This window comes from Acinetobacter sp. YH12211, from assembly GCF_013418015.1.
Lineage (GTDB): Bacteria > Pseudomonadota > Gammaproteobacteria > Pseudomonadales > Moraxellaceae > Acinetobacter > Acinetobacter towneri.
On sequence record NZ_VPCW01000004.1, the window covers coordinates 178,740 to 190,371 of the forward strand.

At 40.5% G+C, this 11,632-nt stretch carries 8 protein-coding genes and 1 tRNA gene; 4 read left to right on the forward strand and 5 right to left on the reverse strand.

Going from position 1 to position 11,632, the window contains the following annotated elements; genetic code table 11:
- Window positions 1-421: 421 nt before the first annotated feature.
- On the forward strand, window positions 422-4,111 hold the full coding sequence (gene metH, locus FTU98_RS03930; RefSeq protein ID WP_180050459.1) for a methionine synthase: 3,690 nt from the start codon (window positions 422-424) through the stop codon (window positions 4,109-4,111).
- A gap of 325 nt (window positions 4,112-4,436) precedes the next feature.
- Here the strand turns inward: metH and FTU98_RS03935 are convergent, their stop codons facing one another.
- Window positions 4,437-5,495 (reverse strand): restriction endonuclease, encoded by a 1,059-nt coding sequence (locus tag FTU98_RS03935; protein WP_225530189.1) that lies wholly within the window; start codon window positions 5,493-5,495, stop codon window positions 4,437-4,439.
- Window positions 5,496-5,560: 65 nt separating this feature from the next.
- Between FTU98_RS03935 and FTU98_RS03940 the strand changes: the two genes are divergently transcribed.
- Window positions 5,561-5,983: a hypothetical protein gene (locus FTU98_RS03940; protein WP_179988560.1), complete on the forward strand. Its 423-nt coding sequence runs from the start codon at window positions 5,561-5,563 to the stop codon at window positions 5,981-5,983.
- A gap of 104 nt (window positions 5,984-6,087) precedes the next feature.
- Here FTU98_RS03940 and FTU98_RS03945 read toward each other — a convergent pair.
- Both FTU98_RS03945 and greB read right to left on the reverse strand, forming a co-directional pair.
- Window positions 6,088-6,177 (reverse strand) — tRNA-Ser (locus tag FTU98_RS03945).
- Between the two features lie 86 nt (window positions 6,178-6,263).
- Entirely contained in the window at window positions 6,264-6,761 is a 498-nt protein-coding gene (greB, locus tag FTU98_RS03950; protein ID WP_004972106.1) for a transcription elongation factor GreB, read from the reverse strand.
- A 363-nt stretch (window positions 6,762-7,124) separates the two neighbouring features.
- On the opposite strand from greB, the gene FTU98_RS03955 reads away from it, so the two are divergent.
- Window positions 7,125-8,240: a transglycosylase SLT domain-containing protein gene (locus FTU98_RS03955; RefSeq protein ID WP_004972108.1), complete on the forward strand. Its 1,116-nt coding sequence runs from the start codon at window positions 7,125-7,127 to the stop codon at window positions 8,238-8,240.
- Between the two features lie 163 nt (window positions 8,241-8,403).
- Here FTU98_RS03955 and FTU98_RS03960 read toward each other — a convergent pair whose 3' ends face one another.
- Together FTU98_RS03960 and ttcA are read right to left on the reverse strand one after the other, a co-directional pair.
- Entirely contained in the window at window positions 8,404-8,787 is a 384-nt protein-coding gene (locus tag FTU98_RS03960; RefSeq protein WP_019836741.1) for an SCP2 sterol-binding domain-containing protein, read from the reverse strand.
- Between the two features lie 248 nt (window positions 8,788-9,035).
- Window positions 9,036-9,956, reverse strand: a complete 921-nt coding sequence (gene ttcA, locus FTU98_RS03965) for a tRNA 2-thiocytidine(32) synthetase TtcA (RefSeq protein ID WP_104853169.1) — start codon at window positions 9,954-9,956, stop codon at window positions 9,036-9,038.
- 557 nt (window positions 9,957-10,513) lie between these two features.
- Here ttcA and FTU98_RS03970 point away from each other — a divergent pair.
- Window positions 10,514-11,401, forward strand: coding sequence for a lytic transglycosylase domain-containing protein (locus FTU98_RS03970; RefSeq protein ID WP_154320953.1), 888 nt, complete (start codon window positions 10,514-10,516; stop codon window positions 11,399-11,401).
- Window positions 11,402-11,632: the final 231 nt, after the last annotated feature.

Genomic DNA, 11,632 nt, shown 5'->3' on the forward strand with positions numbered 1-11,632 from the left:
ATAAAGCAACTTTCATACTTTATTTTCACACTTTAAGCTGTATTTTTTGTGCATAAAATTAAAATTAACTTTTAAATTTAAACACTTAGAATAAATAAACCTACTTTTCTTATGCCATTCTCTCAAATTTAGATTGTTACACCTTTGTCATATTTGCCTAAAGTGTCAGACAAAATTCACCGTGAGCCAATTTTGCCTGAGCAATATGACAAAGCGATGACGCATCAAAGTAAAATCAAAATTAGAATGTTCCTCATCACAACTTTTATTTAGGTTCAAAAGCTACAGCAAAATCCTAAAAATACTGCTTTATGCACTATTTTTACGACTTCCACTCTCTCTGGTCGCTTCAAGTGCACGAAAGCCGTGCGAACTCTGCTAAAATAGCGCTCATTTCGAATTCAGTCATAAAGGGTTTTTTATGTCCACGCTTACCACCCTGAAAGCGCTTCTTGCCCAAAGAATTTTAATTATCGATGGTGCTATGGGTACTATGATTCAACGCCATCAATTGGAAGAAGCCGATTATCGTGGTGAGCGTTTTGCAGATTGGGCACATGACCTCAAAGGCAACAATGATTTATTGGTACTGACCCAACCGCACATTATTCAGGGTATTCACGAAGCCTACTTAGATGCGGGTGCAGACATTATTGAAACCAACAGCTTTAACGGCACACGCGTTTCTATGTCTGACTATCACATGGAAGATTTGGTTCCAGAAATTAACCGCGAAGCAGCGCGTTTAGCCAAAGCTGCCTGTGAAAAATATTCAACACCAGACAAACCACGTTTTGTGGCAGGTGTACTTGGGCCAACATCGCGTACCTGTTCAATTTCACCAAATGTAAACGACCCTGCATTTCGTAACATTAGCTTTGATGCACTCAAAGAAAACTATATTGAAGCTGCGCATGCCTTAATTGAAGGTGGTGCAGATATCCTGCTCATTGAAACTGTATTTGACACCTTAAACTGTAAAGCTGCGATTTTTGCGGTCAAAGAAGTGTTTAAACAGCTCGGGCGTGAATTGCCGTTGATGATTTCAGGTACCATTACCGATGCTTCAGGACGTACCTTAACGGGTCAAACTGCAGAAGCTTTCTGGAACTCGGTACGTCATGGCGATTTACTTTCAATTGGTTTTAACTGTGCTTTGGGCGCAGATGCCATGCGTCCACACGTTAAAACCGTTTCAGACGTTGCCGATGTGTTTGTTTCTGCACACCCGAACGCGGGCTTACCCAACGCATTTGGTGGTTATGATGAAACGCCTGAAGAAACCGCAGCTTTCCTCAAAGAATTTGCTGAAAGCGGCTTGATCAATATTACAGGCGGTTGCTGTGGTACAACGCCTGATCATATCCGCGCGATTTACAATGCGGTAAAAGACATTCCACCGCGTAAAATTCCAGAGATTAAACCTGCATGCCGTTTAAGTGGTTTAGAACCATTTAACATTTATGATGACTCTTTATTTGTAAACGTGGGCGAACGTACCAACGTCACAGGTTCTAAAAAATTCCTGCGTTTAATTCGTGAAGAAAACTTTGCCGAAGCCTTAGATGTTGCTCGTCAACAGGTAGAAAGTGGTGCGCAAATCATCGACATCAACATGGATGAAGGCATGCTCGATTCAGAAGGCGCGATGGTGCACTTCCTGAACTTGGTGGCATCTGAGCCTGATATTTCTCGCGTACCTATCATGATTGACTCCTCTAAATGGGAAATCATTGAAGCAGGCTTGAAATGCGTACAAGGTAAAGCCATTGTCAACTCTATTTCCTTAAAAGAAGGTTATGACGAGTTTGTCGAAAAAGCCCGCCTCTGCCGCCAATACGGCGCAGCTGTCATTGTTATGGCCTTTGACGAAGTCGGACAAGCCGATACTGTGGCACGTAAGCGCGAAATTTGTAAACGCTCTTATGACGTTTTGGTCAATGATGTTGGCTTCCCTGCCGAAGACATTATTTTTGACCCGAACGTGTTTGCAGTTGCGACAGGTATTGAAGAACACAACAACTACGCAGTCGATTTTATTGAAGCCACAGGCTGGATTAAACAAAACCTGCCGCATGCCATGATTTCAGGCGGTGTATCGAACGTATCTTTCTCATTCCGTGGTAACGAACCTGTACGTGAAGCCATTCACGCGGTATTCCTATATCACGCTATTCAGCAAGGCATGACCATGGGGATTGTCAACGCAGGTCAGTTGGCAATTTACGATGACATCCCGAAAGAACTGAAAGAAGCAGTTGAAGCCGTTATTCTGAACCAGAACCAAGGTGAAAGCGGTCAGGATGCCACAGAAAAACTGCTAGAAGTGGCAGAAAAATATCGTGGTCAATCAGGCGCACAAAAAGCCGAAGAAAACTTAGAATGGCGTAGTGAATCTGTCGAAAAACGTCTTGAGTACGCTTTAGTTAAAGGCATCACCACCTTTATTAATGAAGACACCGAAGAAGCGCGCCTGAAAGCCAAACGTCCATTAGATGTGATTGAAGGCCCGTTGATGGATGGCATGAACGTGGTCGGTGACTTGTTTGGTGCAGGTAAAATGTTCCTGCCACAAGTGGTGAAATCTGCCCGTGTGATGAAACAAGCCGTTGCATGGCTCAACCCGTACATCGAAGCTGAAAAAACCGAAGGTCAGTCTAAAGGTAAAGTCTTGATGGCAACGGTAAAAGGTGACGTTCACGACATTGGTAAAAATATTGTGGGCGTAGTCTTGGGCTGTAATGGATACGATATTGTCGATCTCGGTGTGATGGTACCTGCAGAAAAAATCCTGCAAACTGCCATTGACGAAAAAGTCGATATCATTGGCTTGTCTGGTCTGATTACCCCATCTTTAGATGAAATGGTTTTTGTTGCCAAAGAAATGCAGCGTAAAGGCTTTAACATTCCATTGTTGATTGGTGGCGCAACCACATCTAAAGCACATACTGCAGTTAAAATTGATCCACAGTTCTCAAACGATGCTGTCATTTACGTTGCCGACGCTTCGCGTGCCGTTGGTGTTGCGACAACCTTACTCTCTCCTGAAATGAAACCTGCTTTTGTTGCAGAGCACCGTGCGGAATACGCTAAAATTCGTGAACGTATTGCCAATAAGCAACCAAAAGCTGCGAAATTGTCGTATGCAGAAGCCATCGACAATGGTTTAAAAATTGATTGGGACAACTATACACCTGCAGTACCAAACTTGATTGGTACACAAGTGCTAACCAATTATCCGCTTGAAACCTTGTTGCCATACTTTGATTGGACACCATTCTTTATTTCTTGGAGTTTGGCGGGCAAATTCCCGAAAATTTTGGAAGATGACATGGTGGGCGAAGCTGCAACCGACTTATATAACCAAGCGCAAGCCATGCTCAAAGATATTATTGCAAATAATCGCTTTGATGCACGTGCAGTCTTTGGGATTTACCCTGCCAACCGTTCTGCGGCAGATTCAGTACAAGTATATGATGCAGCACGTGATCAAGTAACGCACACCTTCCATCATATTCGCCAACAGTCTGACAAAGTCACAGGCAAACCAAACTTGTCTTTGGCAGACTTTGTTGCAACTGCAGAGCAAGGGCAAGATTACTTGGGCGGCTTTACCGTGTCGATTTTTGGTGCGGAGGAAATGGCCAATGAGTTTAAAGCCAAAGGGGATGATTATTCTGCCATTTTGGTGCAGTCTTTGGGTGACCGTTTTGCAGAAGCGTTTGCTGAGCATTTGCATGAGCGTATTCGTAAAGAATTCTGGGGCTATCAGCCAAATGAGCAGCTAAGCAATGAAGAGCTGATTAAAGAGAAATATGTAGGGATTCGTCCTGCACCGGGCTATCCTGCGTGCCCTGAGCACTCTGAAAAAGCCACACTGTTTAACTGGTTAGGTTCGACTGAAAAGATTGGCACACAGCTGACCAGCAGCTTTGCGATGTGGCCGCCTTCATCTGTGAGTGGCTTCTACTATGCCAACCCTGCTTCTGAGTACTTTAACGCAGGTAAAATCTCGTTAGATCAGCTTGAAGATTACGCACAGCGTAAAGGCTGGAGTTTAGATGAAGCGAAGCGTTGGTTAGCTCCAAACTTGGATGATTCGATTAATTAATTGCTTTATGCCGCTTGGGTAGTACATCGGCCCATGCGCTCTACATAATGTCATTTCAAAAACCAGTGAATTGTAAAATTCACTGGTTTTTTGTTAAAAGGAAGTTTTAGCTAAATTGCATCAAATTATTGGAAGATCGTAATCCCCCTAAAATAAAATAATCTAAAAGTAGAATTTTCTTTTAAGATTCATGTACGTATGACTACATTAAATAAATTTACGGACTTAGACAGACCACATATCCGAGTTGTTACTTAAATTTGAATGGATTTCGGAAAATTCGGCTTCTGAATGTTTAGGCAACAAATCCTGACGATACCAGGAATTAGTCACCAATATCAGGAATAAAAACCTGCTTTAAAGGGATTAAAGCTCTATATTGTGGTTTAAAATCTTCATAATAACGATAAATTAACTCTACAATCTCTTTACCATCAATAAGTCTTAACCGTGATTTATTCGTAGCTTTACTCTTTGCTTGATTACTATAACTTCCAAGATTAACAAATAAAGCATATTCGCCATCTTCAAGAGTACCTAAAAGTTGATTTATTTCAGGTAAGCCATTAGATGTTAAAGTTTTTTTACATTGAACCTTAATAATAGGGGGTTCGAAGCCAAGTGTATCCTTGTGAGCAATAACATCAACACCGCCATCACCCGACCTCTGAGTAACCCTAGCAACATACCCCATGCATTCAAGCAAATGAGCGACAAATTCTTCAAACTGATAACCGTTTAAATGTTGATGTAATCTGCGAATAATAAAATCTTCAGTTGAATATTTTGCTGTTTCATTAATTACTTTAGTTACTGTTTCATCATCGGGTATTTCTTCTTGTTCTAATTCTTGCTCTTGTAACTCAACTATTGGGTCTTTATTTATTGTAGCTTGGTATTCAATACCTACAGCATTTAAAAAATCACCTGCTGTTTTCTTAATTTCAAACAACGTAATGTAAGCACCAATTTCATATAACGCTACTTGAGAAAAATTGTTACGTGGGACTCCATTAGGTGTTAGCCATGTTACAGGACGACGATTTAAATAAGCATCTTCGTCTTCAGAATTAGCTCTCTCATAATCTCCACTAATAATACCAATATAGACCAATCTATCCGATTTGCATGGGTATACCACATAATCTCCTGTTTTTACCACATGCATAAATCTGTAAATTGTGGCTACCTGAGTTCGGATAGAAGGCATTGAAGAATCAGGTTGCTTTGCTTGCAAAGCAAATTTAAAGGCTTCCCTATCAGCATCAATCTGACTTAAATCACCTAACTCTGACCAGCCAATTCCAATGTAATTTTTTTCAACTGGCTCAGTTCCAACATGTACGCCCATGTGTACACCCCAAACAGTCGGAGTATCAGACATTTATTAACCTTAAATACTTGTAATTTATGCCGTTCAGCATATCTTAAATAAGGATTAATTTGAATATGAGTATTATTGTGGGTATCGTTTCTGAGTTTAAAAAATTTGATGCTGATCTTAAAAATCCGAACTGGTCAGTATCTTCAATTAGCTCTAATAATGAGCTAATTGTTAGTTTATGGGGTCATAAACCTTTATTATCTAAACATCCAACTGAAAGAAAACAGGTTTATCGTGACCGTATTGATAGATGGTCTGGTAATGGACGTAATGAATTTAAGAAAAACCTTGATCTAGCATTAGAAGAAAAATTAAAAATTAGACCTATTATAGCTATGCTCGATAAAAGCTCGGATTTTCAAAATATTTTAGATGGCAAAGATGGCAGCCAATACCCTAAAAGATTTAATGCAAAAACCAATTGGATCGGTGAATTAACTATTTGGGATGGTATCCAATTTGAGATTGTATTTAGTCTTGAACAATAATTTAAACTCAAACCAAGTTTTTATTATGCTTACTACAGGCTTACCTTGCATAAACCCCAAATACAACAAAGCCCTGAGTATGTCAGGGCTAAGTCATTGATATTTGGCGGAAGCGGTGAGATTCGAACTCACGGAGGACTCACACCCTCGTCGGTTTTCAAGACCGGTGCATTAAACCGCTCTGCCACGCTTCCAATGGCGGCTATCATATAAAGAAAAATTCAGCTTGGCAAATATTTTCTAAAAATTATGATCCAAATGTTCAAAATAAAATCAAAAATCAGTCATTTTCTGCAATTTCAGGCTTTTCATAGCGTATCGAATTAATAAACCAGCTCTTTTTGCCTAACGGCGTCTGCACTTCCACCTCATCATCTACCTGTTTAGACAACAAAGCTCTAGCCATAGGTGAATCAATCGAAATATGTTGTGGATGATGATCATAAATTTCATCCACGCCCACAATTCTCAAGGTCTTTTGCTCGCCTTGTTCATTTTCAATTTCGACCCATGCGCCAAAATATACTTTACCCTCTTGTTCTGGTGCAAAATCGACAATACGCAGCTCTTCTAAACGCTTGCCCAAATAACGTACCCGACGGTCAATTTTACGCAAAAGCTGTTTGTTATATTGGTAATCTGCGTTTTCAGAGCGATCGCCGAGACTTGCCGCCCAGTTTACTTTTTTGGTGATTTCAGGGCGTTCTTCATGCCACAAATGCTGTAACTCTGCCACGAGTTTATCGTGTCCAGAACGTGTAATTAAGTTAGATTTCATGGTGTTTTTGCAGCCAGTTTTTTACATTTGGTTAACATCAATCCTATATTTTATTGCATTTTTATACACAATAAAAATTTATAAAATTTATTTCTCAATGAAATGAATATCTTATGTTACATTTTTCAAAAAATTTATGTACAAAATTTGACATCCAAAATTTTCATCTTTATTATTCGCACATCTTTTAGTTTTGATCACTTTTTAACCTGTGTATAAATTTTACACATTTTCCCTTTAATCCCAAGTCATTTTGAATGACGTCATGACTGCCCAACCCTTATTGAATTTATCAAACTTGAAAAAGTTTAAGGTGTGTTGCCTTTGCTTTTTAGGGCATAAATTACTTGTAGCGGAGCCAACATGCACAGTAGTTCAACGTCTGGGTCTAGGCTTAGCCTTCACTCATTTTTTAATCGCCTCCCATTCAAAGTCCTCGCTTTCAGTACTGTTCTTCTCCCATTCCACAGTATTAACGCAGGCAAAGCCGTTCATCAATTTGACAGCGTCGTCAATCAGAACAAATTGACCGTTGTGTCTGTGGAAAATCCAACCACAGTGTTTAAAGATGGACAACATTTACATGGCTTTGGTTATGACCTTGTGCGTAACTATGCCGACAGCATGAATGTGAAACTCGAATTTAAAACGGTAAGCGACAATGCGACCGCTTTAAAATGGGTGTCTTCTGGTAAAGCGAACTTTGCCATGACCACGTCGAGTATCCAAAGCATCGAAAAGCAGCAACTCACGGCATTTTCTGCCAGTTGCGGCGATTTAAATACTTTAAAGCGTAATGGTTTAAATAGTGAGCTGAACTGGGTGTTTAAACACGCAGATGATCCTCTTAGCCAAACCGCAAGCAACTTTGTTTGTCGTGGCAAGCAAAACGGCTCAATTACCCAATTGGCTTCATTTTATAATCGTAATGTGGTCAAACAAGAATCGTGGGATGTGATCCAGCGGGATTTGCGTAATCGTTTACCTTTATATAAGGCCAACTTTAAAAAGACTGCCACGCAGTACGATTTAGACTGGCATCTTTTGGCGGCAATTGGTTATCAGGAATCTTACCTCAAACCCAACTCGGTTTCGCCAACAGGTGTGCGCGGTATTATGATGCTGACCAATAATACAGCCAAAGCGATGGGCGTAAGCAACCGTACCGATCCTGCACAAAGTATTCAGGGTGGTGCTAAGTATTATGACCAAATGCTGAGCCGTTATGAGCATATTCCATTTCCTGATCGTAACTGGTATGCCCTAGTCGCTTATAACATGGGTCCTGGTGCAGTCAGTCAAATTCAGAAGCGTATTCGCTCACAAGGCAAAAACCCGAACAATTGGGTTAACCTATATGCGTATTTAGACCGTAACAAAGCGAGCAACGGTCGTTATCGTCAAGCAGTGCAATATGTGACTCGTATTCGCGCCTACCTTGAGCATATTAAGACCACACCGCAATTGGTGAATATCTAAAATTTACCTCGCGTGATTGAGTTGCAGTGTATATCAGCTGCAATTCAAACATGAATAATGCGCTGTTAAAGCTGCAGTGCATAAAAAAGCCTAGTTGATACTTCAGCTAGGCTTTTTTGTACTATAGCGGGAAATTCGCCTGCTACAGCGTAAATCGCTTGAATTAAGCAGATTGCTCAAGAATCTTCTTAAATAAGTCTTTTTGTTCTTGGCTTGGTTTTGCAGTTTGTAATGCCATTAATTGTGACATATCGCCCTGTACTTTGATTTTACCTGTCATAAAGGCTTGCATAGCAGCCGCCATGTCAAACTCTAGGAATACTTTACGTAAAGTTTCCGCATCCATATTTAATGTTGTTTTTGCGTTGTCCGCCAAACCTTTTTGGATTTTACCGCCCTCTAAAGACAATTCTGTGTTGCCTGCAGCATCAGTCACCACTAAGTTAATTGCCAGATTTGCAAGTGCTGGAGGTAGGTTTAAATCACCAGCTTGAGCCGTTAAATTTTCTACAGTTGCAAACCAATCATCAGTTAAAAAAGCAGGCATGATTTTTCCTCAATATATTTGTGCATGTGTGTTGTCTATCCAGACACCATCATTATTAAGCTGTTTTGCTTGCTGATTGTTATAGCATGAACCTTTCGTGAAAGGCTAAGAAATTTTGTACGGGACGTTCAGTTTTTGTATTTTTAGTCGAAATGACGACTTTCTCAAATAAATCAAATTCATAAAAAAACACCAAGCTCTGGCTTGGTGTTGATTACATTTTAAAGGGATTGACAGGCTGTTATCGCTTAGTCTGCAGCGTAGCCTAAATTGACCATATTGATGCGTTTGTTTTGCTCTGCTGCGTTTTGTTCGGCCTGATCGGCAAAATCAAATACGCGCTGGCTGTCTAACGCTTCAAAGTCGAATAATTCACGATCTGCCAACTGCGATGGCGATACATTCTGTAATGCGCCAAAAATACTGTGCAAACGCTTAGGATGTGCTTTATCCCACTCACGTAACATGTCGTTAATAATGGCACGCTGTAAGTTTTCCTGTGAACCACACAAGTTACACGGAATAATTGGGAATTTACGCATTTCTGCATATTTAATGATGTCTTTTTCTTCCACATAAGCCAGTGGACGAATCAGCATATTTTTCTTGTCTGATGACAACAACTTCGGTGGCATGGCTTTTAAGCTACCGCCATGGAACAAGTTTAAGAAAAAAGTCGCCAAAATATCATCACGGTGATGCCCAAGCGCCACTTTGGTTGCCCCTATTTCCTGCGCAAAGCCATACAAAGAACCACGACGCAAACGCGAACACACTGCACAGTAAGTTTTACCTTCAGGCGTTAAACGCTTGGTGATGCTATAGGTGTCTTTTTCTAAAATGTAATATGGGATGTTATTTTCTTCTAAATAACGCGGCAATACATCTTCAGGGAAGCCCGGTTGCTTTTGGTCTAAGTTCACAGCCACCACATCAAAATTGATGGGTGCGATGCGCTTGAACTGCAACATAATGTCCAGCAAGGTATAACTGTCTTTACCACCAGAAATACACACCATGACTTTATCGCCATCTTCAATCATGTTGAAGTCACGAATCGCATGCCCGACTTGGCGACGCAGCTTTTTCAACAAACGATAATACGCAGAGCTGGTTGGAAGTTCTGGTTTGAAATTAAAGCCTTGATCGGACTCAACTGGTGAGAACATAGACGCGATTAACCCATGAAAAAAATTACCGCGCAATTTTAGCCGATTCAGACCAATCCCGCATCAAAAGAATGTAATTTCATCGCAATCTTCCTTTTCGTCAGAGAACTTAATTTCTGACTGCGCGTTCATTTCTGTTTACACACTTTATTTCTATCTGCGCAGATCGTTTTTTTCTGTGGCAAGTTTGAACCCTCAGGTTCACTTTTTCGCCAAGATGCTTATCTTTTGGACTTTTCCACAGTTTTCCACAAAAGCTGTGGATAACTTTGTGGATTTAAAACAACTTGACAACGCCTCTTGCCGTTATTCTAAGGCTTCTCTTTAAATTGATTACTTTTTGATCGATTTTATTTTAATTTAAAATCATACACTTAAGTGTGTCAAGCTGATCCAATTAAAAAAAAATAAATATTTTTTTTGATTACTCTGTCAGCAATTAAGCTTGATTTTTTTCGACACTACTGTAAATGAATTTGTACAAAGCCTTTTCATCTGTGAGATTTTTGTTAAACTCCTATTAACTGTTTGGGGACAGCTTTTAGTGTATTCACAGCATGAACAATAAAATTAATGCCTTTTTACTGTATATTTTGGGGACTGCCAGCATCATGCCTTTGGCAACGACAACGCACGCAGGTCAAATTTATATGTATAAGGACAGTAATGGCAGTACCTTGCTGACTAACCGCAAAAGTGCAGATCGTTCACTGACAAAAGTAAAAGTCACATATTATCCAGACAGCAATATTCACAGTTATCGCAACTGGGGCAATTCCGAAGCGTCGGTATTGCCAAGTTATAGCCGCAATAAAAACGCCTTTGACCACATTATTCAGCAAGCAGCACAACAACACGGTGTTTCAGAAGGTCTAATTAAAGCAGTGATGCATACCGAATCAGGTTTTAATGTCAACGCCCGCTCGCCTGTCGGTGCACAAGGTCTAATGCAGCTCATGCCTGCGACAGCACGACGTTTTAATGTCAGCAACGCTTATGACCCGCATGAAAACATTATGGCGGGTGCAAAATACTTGGCTTGGTTACTCAAACGCTTTAATGGCAACACCACTTTAGCTTTGGCGGGTTATAACGCGGGCGAAGGCAATGTTGCAAAATACGGCGGTGTACCACCTTTTCGTGAAACTCAGGACTATGTACGTCGTGTGACCAGTCGTTATAGCAACCTGTATGCCAACGGTGTTAGTGCAAGTGCTAATAACAATGCGATTACGGCAAATAACAATAGCAATACTCAGAGTCAAAATGCTCAAGTGATTGCGCAGTCAGAGAGTTACACTGCCAGTAGTCATCAAGTGGCGGCAAACAAACGCCCACAACGTCAAATTATTATGGCCGCCGATGGTCGCTTTACCGATGCACCTGCAGGTTCATACGCGACAGGGAATGCCACGGCTTCGGCACGTATTTTTATTTCAGAATAAAAGCTGCAGCACTTCATTTGAGCTTGCGGCAACGCAAGCCTTTTTGAAATGCCAATTGCAGTATCAGCGCAAAATATTTTTAGTACAGTTTTATTATTTTTTCTCTCTGTACACGACAAATTTCACAGAACCCTTATCCTATCAGGATTCTGCTTTCTTAAAATTGCCAAAATTTCCTTAAACTCTTCTTTTTTCCCAAAACCAATTAAACGCTGAATCGCCATTTGAACA

What these genes read in the sequence shown, in the direction of transcription:
- metH (WP_180050459.1), top strand. Translation starts at nt 422, where the DNA reads ATGTCCACGCTTACCACCCTGAAAGCGCTTCTTGCCCAAAGAATTTTA.
- FTU98_RS03935 (WP_225530189.1), bottom strand. Translation starts at nt 5,495, where the DNA reads ATGTCTGATACTCCGACTGTTTGGGGTGTACACATGGGCGTACATGTT.
- FTU98_RS03940 (WP_179988560.1), top strand. Translation starts at nt 5,561, where the DNA reads ATGAGTATTATTGTGGGTATCGTTTCTGAGTTTAAAAAATTTGATGCT.
- greB (WP_004972106.1), bottom strand. Translation starts at nt 6,761, where the DNA reads ATGAAATCTAACTTAATTACACGTTCTGGACACGATAAACTCGTGGCA.
- FTU98_RS03955 (WP_004972108.1), top strand. Translation starts at nt 7,125, where the DNA reads ATGCACAGTAGTTCAACGTCTGGGTCTAGGCTTAGCCTTCACTCATTT.
- FTU98_RS03960 (WP_019836741.1), bottom strand. Translation starts at nt 8,787, where the DNA reads ATGCCTGCTTTTTTAACTGATGATTGGTTTGCAACTGTAGAAAATTTA.
- ttcA (WP_104853169.1), bottom strand. Translation starts at nt 9,956, where the DNA reads ATGTTCTCACCAGTTGAGTCCGATCAAGGCTTTAATTTCAAACCAGAA.
- FTU98_RS03970 (WP_154320953.1), top strand. Translation starts at nt 10,514, where the DNA reads ATGAACAATAAAATTAATGCCTTTTTACTGTATATTTTGGGGACTGCC.